The sequence below is a fragment of the Pseudomonas sp. P5_A12 genome, assembly GCF_056400685.1.
Map to the genome: position 1 here is coordinate 1 of NZ_JBFUKU010000010.1, position 14,671 is coordinate 14,671.

General features: G+C 58.2%; 14 protein-coding genes. 9 read left to right on the forward strand and 5 right to left on the reverse strand.

The genetic code is table 11. The features are described 5' to 3' along the window. Positions 1-135 precede the first annotated feature (135 nt). Positions 136-1,227, forward strand: a complete 1,092-nt coding sequence (locus AC1DSG_RS02795; RefSeq protein ID WP_477789485.1) for an aminopeptidase — start codon at positions 136-138, stop codon at positions 1,225-1,227. A 107-nt stretch (positions 1,228-1,334) separates the two neighbouring features. Here AC1DSG_RS02795 and AC1DSG_RS02800 read toward each other — a convergent pair whose 3' ends face one another. Together AC1DSG_RS02800 and AC1DSG_RS02805 are read right to left on the reverse strand one after the other, a co-directional pair. Beyond that, complete coding sequence (locus AC1DSG_RS02800) at positions 1,335-1,985, reverse strand: HAD family hydrolase (RefSeq protein WP_477789486.1); 651 nt, start codon at positions 1,983-1,985, stop codon at positions 1,335-1,337. Between the two features lie 25 nt (positions 1,986-2,010). Continuing rightward, entirely contained in the window at positions 2,011-2,556 is a 546-nt protein-coding gene (locus AC1DSG_RS02805) for a gamma carbonic anhydrase family protein (protein WP_477789487.1), read from the reverse strand. Between the two features lie 62 nt (positions 2,557-2,618). Between AC1DSG_RS02805 and prlC the strand changes: the two genes are divergently transcribed. Beyond that, complete coding sequence (gene prlC / locus AC1DSG_RS02810) at positions 2,619-4,697, forward strand: oligopeptidase A (protein WP_477789488.1); 2,079 nt, start codon at positions 2,619-2,621, stop codon at positions 4,695-4,697. After that, positions 4,694-4,981, forward strand: a complete 288-nt coding sequence (locus AC1DSG_RS02815; RefSeq protein ID WP_007947910.1) for a YheV family putative zinc ribbon protein — start codon at positions 4,694-4,696, stop codon at positions 4,979-4,981. Before prlC ends, AC1DSG_RS02815 begins: the two co-directional genes overlap by 4 nt. A 55-nt stretch (positions 4,982-5,036) precedes the next feature. On the opposite strand, the gene AC1DSG_RS02820 is transcribed toward AC1DSG_RS02815, so the two are convergent. Together AC1DSG_RS02820 and AC1DSG_RS02825 are read right to left on the reverse strand one after the other, a co-directional pair. Next, positions 5,037-5,684, reverse strand: coding sequence for a dual specificity protein phosphatase family protein (locus AC1DSG_RS02820; RefSeq protein WP_477789489.1), 648 nt, complete (start codon positions 5,682-5,684; stop codon positions 5,037-5,039). Positions 5,685-5,900: 216 nt separating this feature from the next. Next, a complete protein-coding gene (locus tag AC1DSG_RS02825) occupies positions 5,901-6,203 on the reverse strand; it encodes a hypothetical protein (protein WP_223520545.1) in 303 nt (100 codons plus the stop codon). A gap of 193 nt (positions 6,204-6,396) precedes the next feature. On the opposite strand from AC1DSG_RS02825, the gene AC1DSG_RS02830 reads away from it, so the two are divergent. From AC1DSG_RS02830 to AC1DSG_RS02840, 3 genes are all read left to right on the forward strand, one after another. Further along, entirely contained in the window at positions 6,397-7,455 is a 1,059-nt protein-coding gene (locus AC1DSG_RS02830) for a PA0069 family radical SAM protein (RefSeq protein WP_477789490.1), read from the forward strand. Between the two features lie 242 nt (positions 7,456-7,697). Further along, a complete protein-coding gene (locus AC1DSG_RS02835) occupies positions 7,698-8,429 on the forward strand; it encodes a carbonic anhydrase (protein ID WP_477789491.1) in 732 nt (243 codons plus the stop codon). A 93-nt stretch (positions 8,430-8,522) separates the two neighbouring features. Beyond that, positions 8,523-10,049, forward strand: a complete 1,527-nt coding sequence (locus AC1DSG_RS02840; RefSeq protein ID WP_477789492.1) for a SulP family inorganic anion transporter — start codon at positions 8,523-8,525, stop codon at positions 10,047-10,049. 122 nt (positions 10,050-10,171) lie between these two features. On the opposite strand, the gene AC1DSG_RS02845 is transcribed toward AC1DSG_RS02840, so the two are convergent. Beyond that, positions 10,172-10,822: a hypothetical protein gene (locus AC1DSG_RS02845; RefSeq protein WP_477789493.1), complete on the reverse strand. Its 651-nt coding sequence runs from the start codon at positions 10,820-10,822 to the stop codon at positions 10,172-10,174. A 371-nt stretch (positions 10,823-11,193) separates the two neighbouring features. Here AC1DSG_RS02845 and coxB point away from each other — a divergent pair, with 371 nt between their 5' ends. The 3 genes from coxB to AC1DSG_RS02860 all read left to right on the forward strand — a co-directional run bounded on the left by coxB (position 11,194) and on the right by AC1DSG_RS02860 (position 14,665). Next, positions 11,194-12,321, forward strand: coding sequence for a cytochrome c oxidase subunit II (coxB, locus tag AC1DSG_RS02850; protein WP_477789494.1), 1,128 nt, complete (start codon positions 11,194-11,196; stop codon positions 12,319-12,321). 82 nt (positions 12,322-12,403) lie between these two features. Continuing rightward, a complete protein-coding gene (ctaD, locus tag AC1DSG_RS02855) occupies positions 12,404-13,996 on the forward strand; it encodes a cytochrome c oxidase subunit I (protein ID WP_477789495.1) in 1,593 nt (530 codons plus the stop codon). A 117-nt stretch (positions 13,997-14,113) separates the two neighbouring features. Beyond that, positions 14,114-14,665, forward strand: a complete 552-nt coding sequence (locus AC1DSG_RS02860; protein ID WP_477789496.1) for a cytochrome c oxidase assembly protein — start codon at positions 14,114-14,116, stop codon at positions 14,663-14,665. Positions 14,666-14,671: the final 6 nt, after the last annotated feature.

A 14,671-nucleotide genomic window follows, 5' to 3' on the forward strand; every position in this document is an offset into this window, starting at 1 on the left:
GGTCATGGTAGGGCAGTCCAAATCCAGCACAGCCCGTCAGCATCAACAGGGCCCCCGTCAGCATCAACTTGTGCATAGCGCAGCTCCGGTCAGGCGGGATAGTCTTGCGGAAGACTTTCCAAGGATGATTTTATTTTGATCAGGCCGTTTCCAAGCCTTGGCTTACTTGATCGCGTTTTCCGCGTTTTGTTTCCGGGTGTGTTGCTTTTGTTACTCAACGGTTGCGCCAGCGTCAGCTATTACGGCCAGTTGGCCAGTGGTCAACTGCAACTGCTGCGGGCTCGTGAGCCGGTGTCCGAGGTGGTTGCCGATCCCTCCCGCGATCAGAAGCTGCGCGCGCATCTGGCGCAGTCACAAAAAGCCCGGACATTCGCCAGCGAGCATCTGCACCTGCCAGACAACCAAAGCTATCGGCTGTATGCCGACATTGGCCGGCCGTATGTAGTCTGGAACGTCTTCGTCACGCCGGAGTTTTCCCTGACGCCACGGAACCATTGCTTCCCGATCGCTGGTTGCGTCGCCTATCGCGGTTACTACAACCAGAGCGCCGCCCGCGGCGAGGCAGCCGTGCAGCGCCTGCAAGGAATGGATGTATCGATTGGCGGCGTCGAGGCTTACTCGACGCTTGGCTGGTTCAACGATCCGATCATCAGCTCGATGATGGGCTGGGGCGACGAACGGCTGGCGGCGCTGATTTTCCATGAGCTGGCGCATCAACGTATTTATGTAAAGGACGACACTGAGTTCAACGAATCTTTCGCCACCTTCGTCGAACAGGAAGGCACGCGCCAATGGCGTGCGTCCCGCAGCCTGGCGCCAGACAACGGCGCACAGGCACAGCGACGGGATCAATTCACGCAACTGGTGCTGGATACCCGCACGCGCCTTGAAAAGCTTTACGCCCAGCCATTGCCGGCGGATCAAATGCGCCAGCGCAAGGCCGCCGAGTTTGAGCGACTGCGCAGCGAATACCGGCAGTTACGCGATAGCCAATGGGCCGGGGACAAACGCTATGACGCCTGGGTCAACGCGCCGATGAACAATGCCCGGCTGTTGCCGTTTGGGTTGTATGACCAATGGGTGCCGGCGTTTGCCATGCTGTACAGGCAAGAGGGAGGGGATTGGGTGAGGTTTTATGCGGCGGTCGAGAAGTTGGGGGCATTGCCGGTTGGAGAGCGCAAGGCAGCGTTGAAGGCTTTGGCAGAATCTGGAGCTTTCGCTGGCTGAGCGGGCCTCATCGTCGGAACGCCGCCCGGAGCCGGCTCGCTCCCACATTGGATCTGCGGCGTACAACGATCCCTGTGGGAGCGAGCCTGCTCGCGATGGCGATCTGACTAACGCCGCAAAAACGCCTGATGCATCTCATCCAGCGTTTCAAAGTGATAGGTCGGCGCTTCAGCACTCAACTCTTCCCGGCTGCCGAAACCATAACCCACCGCCGCCGCATCCAACCCATTACTACGCGCACCGATCAGGTCATGTTTGCGGTCGCCGATCATCAAGGTGCTAGCAGGATCGAGACCTTCTTCAGCCATCAGATGCGCAATCAACTCAACCTTATTCGTACGCGTGCCATCTAGCTCACTGCCGTAAATCACTTTGAAATGTTTGGCGAAGTCAAAATGTCGGGCGATTTCCCGGGCGAACACCCATGGCTTGGACGTCGCGATGTACAACTGCCGCCCTTGCCCGCCCAAGGTTTCCAACAGCGGGGTCACGCCGTCGAACACGCGGTTCTCGTACAGACCAGTGACCTTGAAACGTTCGCGATAGAAATTCACCGCTTCCCAGGCCTTGGGCTCATCGAATTCGTAAAACTGCATGAACGCCTGCAACAGCGGCGGGCCGATGAAGTGTTCCAACTTTGTCAGATCGGGTTCATCGATGCCCAGTTTGCTCAGGGCGAACTGGATCGAACGCGTGATGCCTTCGCGCGGGTCGGTCAACGTGCCATCGAGGTCGAATAAAACGGTTTGGTAATGCATGACTATTCCTGAGCAGGGGACGGGGTCAGAGCTGGTCGTAACCTTGCGCCAGATGCAGATCCTTGAGTTTCACGTAATTCGCCGCGCTGTAGGTGAAAAAGGCGTTTTCCTTGTCAGTCAGCGGGCGGATCTGTTTCACCGGGCTGCCCACATAGAGGAAGCCGCTTTCCAGGCGTTTGCCCGGCGGCACCAGACTGCCAGCGCCGATGATCACCTCATCCTCGACCACAGCACCGTCCATGACGATGCTGCCCATGCCGATCAGAACCCGGCTGCCCACGCTACAACCGTGAAGCATGACTTTATGCGCGATGGTCACATCGTCGCCGATCAGCAACGGAAAACCGTCGGGGTTGAACGGGCCGGCATGGGTGATGTGCAACACACAGCCGTCCTGAACACTGGTGCGCGCGCCGATGCGGATGCGGTGCATGTCGCCGCGGATTACCGTCAGCGGCCAAACCGAGCTGTCTTCACCGACTTCAACGTCGCCGATTACCACTGCCGAGCCGTCGACAAAAGCGCCTTTGCCCAGCAGCGGCGTGTGGTTCTGATACTTGCGAAGGGTCACGATAGGGTTTCTCTCTGTTGCTGATAGCTGCGGTGAGCGTCGATTGTAATTAAGATGGCCGCATGTTTCTTCCAGCCAAGGTGCCAACCGTGAGCGTGAACAACCCTCTTTTGCAGTCCTACGACCTGCCGCCGTTCTCGGCGATCCGTGCCGAACACGTGCAACCGGCCATTGAACAGATCCTGGCTGACAACCGCGCCGCCATTATCGAGATCCTCAAGACCCAGGGCAAACAACCGACCTGGGCCGGCCTCGTACTGGCGATGGATGAGCTCAATGATCGCCTGGGCGCTGCCTGGAGCCCGGTCAGTCACCTGAATGCCGTATGCAACAGCGCCGAATTGCGTGAAGCCTACGAATCCTGCCTGCCGGCCTTGAGCGCCTATTCCACCGAACTGGGCCAGAACCGCGAATTGTTCGAAGCCTTCGAAGCCTTGGCCAACAGCCCGGAAGCCGCCGGTTTCGATGTGGCGCAGAAAACTATCCTGGAACACTCCCTGCGTGACTTCCGTCTGTCGGGTATTGACCTGCCAGAGGCCGAGCAAAAGCGTTACGCCGAAGTGCAGAGCAAGCTCTCGGAACTGGGCAGCCGCTTCTCCAATCAGCTGCTCGACGCCACCCAGGCCTGGACCAGGCATGTCACCGATGAAGCCACCCTCGCCGGCCTGACCGATTCGGCCAAGGCGCAAATGGCTGCCGCCGCACAGGCCAAAGGCCTGGAAGGTTTTCTGATTACCCTGGAATTCCCGAGCTACTACGCGGTGATGACCTACGCCCACGACCGCGCCCTGCGCGAAGAAGTCTACGCCGCCTACTGCACCCGTGCGTCGGACCAGGGCCCGAATGCCGGGCAGAACGATAACGGTCCGGTGATGGAAGAAATCCTCGACCTGCGTCAGGAACTGGCCAAGCTGTTGGGTTTCACCAGTTTCTCCGAATTGAGCCTGGCCACCAAAATGGCCGAGTCCAGCGATCAGGTGCTGAGTTTCCTGCGCGACCTGGCCAAGCGCAGCAAGCCGTTTGCCGCGCAGGACCTGGAACAGCTCAAAGCCTATGCCGCCGAGCAAGGCTGCCCGGACCTGCAAAGCTGGGACAGCGGATTCTACGGTGAGAAACTTCGCGAACAACGCTACAGCGTGGCTCAGGAAGCCCTGCGCGCCTACTTCCCGATCGACAAGGTGTTGGGTGGCTTGTTCGCCATCGTCCAGCGTCTGTACGGTATCGAAATCGCCGAGCAGAAAGGCTTCGATACCTGGCACCCGGATGTTCGCCTGTTCGAAATCAAGGAAAACGGCCAGCACGTCGGCCGTTTCTTCTTCGACCTTTATGCCCGCGCCAACAAGCGCGGCGGTGCGTGGATGGACGGCGCTCGCGACCGTCGCCGCACAGCTGGAGGCTCGTTGCAAAACCCGGTGGCCAATCTGGTGTGCAACTTCACACCGGCCGACAGCGGCAAGCCTGCGCTGCTGACCCACGATGAAGTCACCACCCTGTTCCACGAGTTCGGTCACGGCCTGCATCACCTGCTGACCCGCGTCGAACACGCTGGCGTCTCCGGCATCAACGGCGTGGCATGGGATGCGGTCGAGTTACCGAGCCAGTTCATGGAAAACTGGTGCTGGGAGCCGGAAGGCCTGGCGCTGATCTCCGGTCATTACGAAACCGGCGAGCCACTGCCTCAAGACCTGCTGCAGAAAATRCTCGCGGCGAAAAACTTTCAGTCCGGCCTGATGATGGTGCGTCAACTGGAGTTCTCGCTGTTCGACTTCGAGCTGCACGCCACCCACGGCGATGGCCGTARCGTGGCACAGGTGCTTGAAGGCGTGCGTGACGAGGTATCGGTCATGCGTCCACCGGCCTACAACCGTTTCCCGAACAGCTTTGCGCACATCTTCGCCGGCGGTTACGCGGCGGGTTACTACAGCTACAAATGGGCCGAAGTGCTGTCAGCCGATGCGTTTTCGAAGTTCGAAGAAGACGGCGTGCTCAATGCCGAGACCGGTCGCGCGTTCCGTGAAGCCATTCTGGCGCGCGGTGGCTCCCAGGAACCGATGGTGCTGTTCGTCGACTTCCGTGGCCGTGAACCCTCGATTGACGCACTCTTGCGCCACAGCGGCCTGAGTGAGGACGCGGCAGCATGAGCGAGGGGCCTGTGATTACCAAAAAACGCTTTATCGCCGGGGCGGTCTGCCCGGCGTGCAGCGAGCCGGACAAATTGATGATGTGGAACGAAGACGAAGTCCCACACCGCGAGTGCGTGGCCTGCGGTTATTCCGACACATTGAATGAACAAGGTCTGTCCGTGCCCAAGGAGTTGGGCACGCGGGTCAATACTTCGGCGCTGAAAGTGCCGGACGCCAAGATTCAGGCTGTACAGTTTTTCCCCAACCCGAAGCTGAAGAAAAAGCCAGACGAGCAACACTGAGTGACCACCACCTTGCGCCTTTGAACCGGGTTCAAGGTGGTGCCCTCCCCCCTGTTTATTCAACGTGAGCGGATTTCAACCAGCTCTTCATCGAACATGCGGCGAACGGGGTGGTGCTGCAATCGCCATTGGCCAACGCGGTGCGAAGTTTGTCGACATCGGCCTGCATCATGTAGCGCACGCCATCCTTGAAATGAGTACTGTCACCAAAGCCGCCCCGCGTCATTTCGTCCAGGGCGTCTTCCTTGCTCCAACCCTGGATCACGACCCGATACATGGCCGCCATCAAGCCCGTGCGATCCGACCCGTGTTTGCAGTGCATCAACACTGGGCCATGGAACTCGGCAGTCTGAATGGCACGAAGGGCTTTAAGGACATCCTCGTCATCTACGTGATTGGTGCGATAGGGCAACTGGACCTGAGTGATACCCGGCGTAGACAACCAGCTTGAATCCGTCTCGGGCAGGAAATTGATGACGGTTTTCACCTTGAGTTTTTCCAGCAACGCAATGACGCCACGGTCAGGCAAGGCGCTGCGGTAGAGCGTCGGGGACATTTGAAAGAGGTTGTATTGCATTTCCACCGGTTGAGCCCATTCCGCCGGACGAGGGGACGTGCTGTCATCCGCATGGACCAGAGTCAGGTTGAAAAATGCGGCCAGTGATATCAGAAACGTCGCAGAAAATAGGCGCAGTCGGGACATGCTCGGGCAACCGTATGGGAATCGGGTGGCTAGGTGTCACAGAGCTTCAGCTCCAAGCAGTCAAAGGCCTGTGAGCCGGCTGTCAAAGAATTGTGAATGGAATGGCTTATCCCGGCTTTATTCGCGACACCTATAAGCCTCTATAAAAACGACACGGAGAAGTTCCGTGTCGTTTATTGCAATCAATACTTATTGATTGCAGGAGTTAAGCTGCTTTCAAGGATTAATAATCTTCGAGTAGGCTTTCGCCAATGCAATCAAAACAACTTTGTCCTGCGCATCGATTGCACCATCGCCGTTGACATCAGGTGTGTTGCCCATGGTAAAGGTGATGCCGCCATCGTTGGACACAGCCTCGCGAGTACTGGAGTCCAGCAGAGAGTAGGTGGGCGCACGGTTTTCAGGGTCATAACCCTCTTCCTTTAACGCGAACTGCATGGAAACCCGAACTTCTTTTGGACTAACGATAGAAGGCGCTTGTAGTTGCAGAAATACACCGCGCTGATTGTAGCCAGACATTTATTAAATCCTTTTAATATTGAGAACACGACAACTTCGTGTGAAGCGAAGAATACTGACAAGACCGATAAAAGTTCTACGCGATTTATGTTTCGCATAATGACGAAACTCATAACTGTCAGGTGCTGAACGGCGCTGGTCGATTCCGCCAAACCCGGATACTGTATGCACATACAGCCAATGGATCTTGTCAATGACTACGCCCTTGCCACCTCGCGGACGCGGCACCGCGACCAATCCGCATAACCGCTTCGCGCCGAATCGTTCAGTGGTCGAGGATGACGGCTGGTATCAGGAAGCGCCCGTCACCCAAGGTACCGAGGTGCGTATCGAAACGGCGAAAACCATCATCACCCGCAACAACTCGCCGGACTTGCCCTTTGATCGCTCGATCAATCCCTATCGCGGTTGCGAGCATGGCTGCATCTATTGCTATGCGCGGCCCAGTCACGCCTATTGGGACATGTCGCCGGGGCTGGATTTCGAAACCAGGCTGATCGCCAAGACCAACGCTGCCGATGTGCTGGAAGAACAACTGAGCAAACGTGGCTATCAATGCGCACCAATCAACCTGGGCTCCAACACCGATCCGTATCAGCCCATCGAGCGCGAGCACAAAATCACTCGCAAAACCCTCGAAGTGCTGCTGCGTTACCGTCATCCGGTGACCATTATCACCAAAGGCTCGCTGATTCTTCGTGATCTGGACCTGCTGGCCGAACTCGCCGAGCAACGCCTGGTGGCGGTGATGATCAGCCTCACCACCCTGGACGACGAACTCAAACGCATCCTCGAACCACGCGCGGCGGCACCGAAGGCACGGTTACGGGCGATCCGTGTGATGCGTGAAGCGGGTATTCCGGTTGGTGTGTTGTGCTCGCCGATGATTCCGATGATCAATGACAGCGAACTTGAAAGCCTGCTGACAGAGGCTCATGCGGCCGGCGCGCAGAGTGCGGCCTACATGATGTTGCGCCTGCCACTGGAAGTGGCGCCGCTGTTTGAAGAATGGCTGGCGGCCCACTATCCCCAGCGTGCCGCCCATGTACTGAGCCTGATCCGCCAGAGCCGTGGCGGTGAGCTGTATGACAGCCGGTTTGGCGCCCGGATGCGCGGCGAAGGTCCCTTCGCCGACCTGCTGGCACAACGTTTCGCCAAAACCATCAAACGCCTGGGGCTTAATCGTCGCGAAGGTTTTGATCTGGACTGTGAAGCCTTCTGTCCGCCGGGTCGCCAGATGTCGTTGATTTGAGGACAATTGGCCTATGGTTGAGGAGTAACAAATGCATGGTACCTTCGGCTGGTCACGTTTTTTGTGACCTGGAACACGCGTTCTAGAGCGTTTGATTCAGTTTGAGTTAAGTTTCGGCCGCTACCTTGTTCATCGAGTGACTGACGGGTCGAGCTTGCGACCTGGATGTTTTTTAAACAGCCACTGACTTCACATCGGACAAAACGGGAAACTTCCCTGACTCCGCCAATGAGGATGAATTCATGAGTGACAAGGATAAACAGCCATCCGCTGCGTCGGCGCAAGCGGTCCCCGAGGCGGAAACCGCCGATGCAGCGCTGCAGCATATCGTTGACGGCTTTTTGCATTTTCATCACGAGGTCTTTCCACAGCAGGAAGAGCTCTTCAAAAAACTCGCCACCGCGCAGAGCCCCAGAGCGATGTTCATTGCCTGTGCCGATTCGCGCATCGTTCCTGAACTGATCACCCAAAGCGCTCCAGGCGATCTGTTTGTAACCCGTAACGTCGGCAACGTTGTACCGCCTTACGGGCAAATGAACGGCGGTGTTTCCACCGCAATCGAGTACGCGGTCCTGGCCCTCGGCGTGCAGCACATCATCATCTGCGGGCACTCCGACTGTGGCGCGATGCGTGCGGTGTTGAACCCGCAAAGCCTGGAAAAAATGCCGACGGTCAAAGCCTGGCTGCGTCACGCCGAAGTGGCAAAAACCATGGTCCAGGAAAACTGTCATTGCGCTGACGAAAACGAAAGCATGCACATCCTCACCGAAGAGAATGTGATCGCTCAGCTACAGCATCTACGCACGCATCCATCAGTTGCCTCACGCATGGCCAACGGTCACCTGTTTATCCATGGCTGGGTCTACAGCATCGAAACCAGCGAAATCAAAGCTTACGACGCGGACCAGGGTTGTTTCCTGCCGCTCGATGGCAGCCATCCGATTCCGGTGGCAACGCCCAAAGCGCGTTTCTAAAACCTCCTAAATCCCCCCGTGTGGTTTAGCCGAGGCTACTGAATTCAGTAGCCCGGCTTCGCCATGCCTGAAAATAACGTCGGGAGCGCCAACATGCGTGCTGCGCAACTTAAAGCTGTTTTGCCACGGGAGCTGCTGGCTTCGGTGGTTGTGTTTCTGGTCGCCCTGCCCTTGTGCATGGGTATCGCCATCGCTTCGGGATTGCCGCCGGCCAAGGGTTTGATCACCGGGATCATCGGCGGTCTGGTCGTGGGTTGGCTTGCTGGCTCGCCGCTGCAAGTCAGCGGCCCTGCGGCGGGTTTGGCGGTTCTAGTGTTCGAACTGGTGCGTCAGCACGGCGTCGCCATGCTCGGACCCATCCTGCTGCTGGCGGGGATTCTGCAATTGGTCGCCGGGCGCTTGAAGCTGGGTTGCTGGTTTCGAGTCACGGCGCCAGCGGTGGTGTACGGCATGCTCGCCGGGATTGGCGTGCTGATCGTGCTGTCGCAGGTGCACGTCATGCTCGACGCGGTGCCCAAACCTTCCGGGCTGGATAACCTGGCGGCCTTTCCAGCCGCGGTGATGCAGGCCCTGCCGTCGTTGGGCTGGAAAGCCGGGTTGCTTGGCCTGTCGACAATGGCAGTGATGTGGCTGTGGGAAAAATTTCGGCCCCATTCGTTGCGCTTCGTTCCCGGTGCGTTACTGGGCGTAGGCCTGGCAACGGTCGCCAGCCTGGTGCTCGCGTTGCAGGTCAAACGTGTGGAAGTCCCCGCCAACCTGGCCGACGCCATCGATTGGCTGAAACCCGCTGACTTGGTCAACCTGGCGGACCCGACGCTGCTGGTCGCGGCATTCGCCTTGGCGTTTATCGCCAGCGCCGAAACCCTGCTATCGGCCGCCGCGGTGGACCGCATGCACAGCGGCCAGCGTTCCGACTTCGACCGGGAATTGTCGGCGCAAGGCGTGGGCAACATGCTCTGCGGTCTCTTGGGCGCGCTACCAATGACGGGCGTGATCGTGCGCAGTTCGGCCAATGTCCAGGCCGGCGCCACCACCCGACTGTCGGCCATCTTCCATGGCCTGTGGCTGCTGGCGTTCGTGTTGTTGCTGTCGAGTGTGTTGCAAAGCATTCCGGTGGCGAGCCTTGCCGGTGTGCTGGTCTACACCGGGTTCAAACTGGTCGATCTCAAGGCATTTCGCGGGTTGGGCCGCTATGGCCGGATGCCGATGTTCACCTACGCGGCGACTGCGCTGGCGATCATCTTCACTGACCTGCTCACAGGCGTGTTGATTGGCTTCGGCATGACCTTGGCCAAACTGGCCTGGAAGGCTTCACGGCTGAAAATCGGCTTGATCGACCTGCCGGCAAAGGGAGAGATGGAGTTGCGGCTGACGGGGGCAGCAACCTTTCTCAAGGTGCCGACGCTGACCCGGGCACTGGGCACTATTCCCGCCGGTACGACGGTGCATGTACCGCTCAATAACCTGAGCTACATCGATCACTCATGTCTTGAGTTGCTTGAGGAATGGGGTCGGGCGAATGCGGCCAAGGGTTCGACACTGCTGATTGAAGCGCGGGGGTTGAAGCGCAGGTTGGAGGGACGGTTGCGTACTACCACCGGCATAGGTGCTGCCGGGTAGATAAATCCATGTGGGAGCGAGCCTGCTCGCGAARGCGGTGTGTCATTCAACGTTGATGTCGACTGATGCACCGCYTTCGCGAGCAGGCTCGCTCCCACAGGGGACGTGTTGGCTCTAAAGGATCAAGCCGCCGGCTGATCCAGTTCCAGGCCTACGCCCAAGCGGCGAGACATGCACGGCCAGCGCTTCCACGCGGCGCCGGTGTCCGGGCTATTGAGCTTCTCACGGTAGGTTTCCACCGACTCCAGTGCAAAACTCTCTTCGTTGAGCATCTCGTCGATTGCGTGATGCACCGCTTCGTCCAGTTGGTTGGCAAATTCCTCACCGATCAATTGGTGAGCAATCAGGTTGGCGACAGTCATGTCCAAGGGGATCAGTGGCTGGCCGAAATGCTTGATGTACAGGTCGTTGACCTCTTCGACAAACCGATGCGCCAGATAGGCTTCGTCCAGCAGGCTGTCCAGACCGACATGCCCGGCCATGATTGCCGGAGGCTGGAGGAAATACTGCTCGGCGATTTTCAGCACCGGTTTGATTTGCGATTCGATACCCGCTTCCCTGGCAACTTCATTGGCTGCGTCCAGCAGTTCTGGCACCTCATCTATGTAGGCATAAACAAAACGCGTCAGTACGCCATTGGCATCGGCCTCCGGCAATTGAATTGCTGGGTGAAGGTGAGGCAGTTTGGTCTGCAGCTGACGTGTCAGCAGGCCGGTCTCTTTCTCGTGTTGTTGGGCTTTTTGGATCTGCTCGCGCAATGCGGCGGTGTTCATGAAAACTCCAGGAAACAACGGCAATGAAATAGGGAAGACATAACTTAGCTGCCTTATGAAAAATGCTAAGACGCATTTGTCATAATTGTTTCATCCCTGAGACGCCTCCGTTATATCGGCTTGCCACCACTCGTCTGCATCCTTCTCCATTCCTGCCCTTGAACGCAAGTCCCAGCTGTTTCAGATCATTTACGCCTTCACATTGCGAGGTAGCAGTCGCTGTCTATACTCGGGTGGGAATGGAGTTAGCTGATGACGCCCGACTGCACACGCAGCAAGGCTCGGCGATTCAAGTTCGTAGTCTGAAAAAGCCGCTCCCTTGCCGCAGGTGAAAGCCGGCGGGATAACAAGAACGATAAGGGGAACCCGCAATGATGCGACATCCACACGTCTGGATGGGCCTCCTGTTGTGGTCGATTTTCAGTCAGGCGCAAGCCGCCTGGACTGTGAATATGGCGCCGGGAGCGACTGAAATCAGTCACGCAGTATTTGACCTGCACATGACCATTTTCTGGATCTGTGTAGTGATCGGCATCATCGTCTTCGGCGCCATGTTCTGGTCGATGATTCTGCACCGCCGCTCTACCGGGCAGGTGGCCGCAAAATTTCATGAAAGCACTACCGTTGAAATCCTCTGGACCATCGTGCCCTTCCTGATCCTGGTGGCCATGGCGGTGCCCGCGACGGCAACCCTGATCAAGATGTATGACGCCAGTGAGCCGGATATCGACATCCAGGTCACGGGCTATCAGTGGAAGTGGCACTACAAATACCTGGKCCAGGAGGTTGAGTTCTTCAGCAACCTGAACACCCCCGCCGACCAGATCCACAACAAGGAAACCAAGGGCGAGCACTATTTGCTTGAGGTCGACAAGCCGCTGGTGCTGCCGATCGGTGCGAAGGTGCGCTTCCTGGTGACCTCCGCCGACGTCATCCACTCCTGGTGGGTGCCAGCCTTCGCGGTTAAGCGCGATGCAATACCGGGGTTCGTCAACGAAGCGTGGACCCGCGTCGAAAAGCCTGGCATCTACCGTGGCCAGTGCGCCGAGTTGTGCGGCAAGGACCACGGTTTCATGCCGATTGTGGTCGAGGTCAAGGAAAAGGCCGATTACGAAAAATGGCTCGCCGAACGCAAGGCTGAAGCCCTGCAACTCAAAGAGCTGACCAGCAAGGAATGGACCCTCGACGAGCTCAAGGAGCGCGGCGACAAGGTCTATCACACCACTTGCGTGGCCTGTCACCAGGCCGAAGGCCAGGGCTTGCCGCCGATGTTCCCGGCACTCAAGGGCTCGAAAATTGCCACCGGACCGATCAAGGATCACTTGAGCATTGTCTTCCACGGCAAGCCCGGCACCGCCATGGCGGCGTTCGGCAAACAGCTTTCGGAAGTCGATATTGCAGCGGTCGTGACCTACGAACGTAACGCCTGGGGCAACAACAAGGGCGACATGGTCACGCCTAAAGAAGTGTTGGAGCTGAAACAGGCGGAAAGCAAATGACCCGGTCTATTGCGTACTTAAGGAACGGATCGGGGCTGCACACCCCGGCCTGCCCAGCCCATCTGTTTGCAGGAGACAGGACATGACGGTTGTCATCGATGAACATGTTCATACCGCCACCGAGCACGCCCACGGCCCCGCCAAAGGCCTGATGCGCTGGGTGCTGACCACCAACCACAAAGACATCGGCACGCTGTACCTGTGGTTTGCGTTCTCCATGTTCTTGCTGGGGGGCTCGTTCGCGATGGTGATTCGTGCCGAACTGTTCCAGCCGGGGCTGCAAATCGTCCAGCCGGAATTCTTCAACCAGATGACCACCATGCACGGTCTGGTGATGGTGTTCGGTGCGGTGATGCCGGCCTTCGTCGGCCTCGCCAACTGGATGATTCCGTTGATGATCGGTGCGCCGGACATGGCGTTGCCACGGATGAACAACTTCAGCTTCTGGCTGCTGCCGGCGGCGTTCCTCCTGTTGGTATCGACTCTGTTCAGCCCCGGTGGTGGTCCGAACTTCGGCTGGACGTTCTACGCCCCGCTGTCGACGACCTACGCACCGGAAAGCGTGACCTTCTTCATCTTCGCTATCCACTTGATGGGGATCAGTTCGATCATGGGCGCGATCAACGTGATCGCAACCATCCTCAACTTGCGCGCCCCCGGCATGACGTTGATGAAAATGCCGCTGTTCGTCTGGACCTGGTTGATCACCGCATTCCTGCTGATCGCGGTGATGCCGGTACTGGCCGGGTGCGTAACGATGATGCTGATGGACATCCACTTCGGCACCAGCTTCTTCAGTGCCGCCGGTGGCGGTGACCCGGTACTGTTCCAGCACGTGTTCTGGTTCTTCGGTCACCCCGAGGTGTACATCATGATCCTGCCGGCCTTCGGCGCCGTMAGCTCGATCATTCCGACCTTYTCGCGTAARCCGCTCTTCGGCTACACCTCGATGGTGTATGCGACGGCGAGTATCGCGTTCCTGTCGTTCATCGTCTGGGCGCACCACATGTTTGTGGTCGGCATTCCACTGGTGGGCGAGCTGTTCTTCATGTACGCGACGCTGCTGATCGCGGTGCCAACCGGGGTGAAGGTCTTCAACTGGGCCAGCACCATGTGGCAAGGCTCGCTGACCTTCGAGACACCGATGCTGTTTGCGGTGGCGTTCGTGATCCTGTTCTCCATCGGCGGTTTCTCCGGATTGATGCTGGCCATCGCCCCGGCGGACTTCCAGTACCAGGACACCTACTTCGTGGTCGCGCACTTCCACTATGTACTGGTACCAGGGGCGATCTTCGGGATCTTCGCCTCGGCCTATTACTGGATGCCGAAATGGACCGGCCACATGTACGACGAAACCCTCGGCAAGCTGCACTTCTGGCTCTCGTTCATCGGCATGAACATGGCGTTCTTCCCGATGCACTTCGTGGGTCTGGCGGGCATGCCACGGCGGATTCCGGACTACAACCTGCAATTCGCCGACTTCAACATGGTCTCCTCGATTGGCGCGTTCATGTTCGGTGCCACGCAGATCTTCTTCCTGTTCATCGTGATCAAGACCATTCGCGGCGGTCCACCTGCACCGGCCAAACCGTGGGATGGGGCTGAAGGCCTGGAGTGGAGTATTCCGTCACCGGCGCCGTATCACACCTTCACCACGCCGCCGGAAGTGAAATGAACACCCTGACCTTTGTAGGAGTGAGCCTGCTCGCGATTCAGGCGACGCGGAGTGCCAGATACACCGCTATCGCGAGCAGGCTCGCTCCCACAGGGTTAATGGTGGAGGTTGGAAATCATGGCTGACTCGATTTCGATGAAGAAACTGGTCACCCGCCTGCTGCTGGTGGTGGTGGCGATGTTTGTCTTCGGGTTTGCCCTGGTGCCGATCTACGACGTGATGTGCAAGGCGTTCGGCATCAACGGCAAAACCGCCGGGCAGTACGAAGGCGAACAAACGGTCGACACTTCGCGGCAAGTGCGCGTGCAGTTCCTGTCGACCAACACCGCTGATATGCCCTGGGATTTCTATCCCAAAAGTGACGAGTTGAGCGCCAATCCGGGGGCCGTGAACGAGATGATTTTCATCGCGCACAACCCGACCGATCGCCCGATGAGCGCCCAGGCCGTGCCGAGCATCGCGCCCAGCGCAGCCGCGGCGTACTTCCACAAGACCGAATGTTTTTGCTTTACCCAGCAAGTGCTGCAGCCCGGGCAACGGATCGAGATGCCGGTACGTTTCATTGTTGACCGTGATATGCCCAAGGATGTGAAGCACCTGACGCTGTCCTACACGCTGTTCGATATCACCGCCCGACATCCACCGGTAGCAGTAAACACTGGCGGCTGAGCGTGC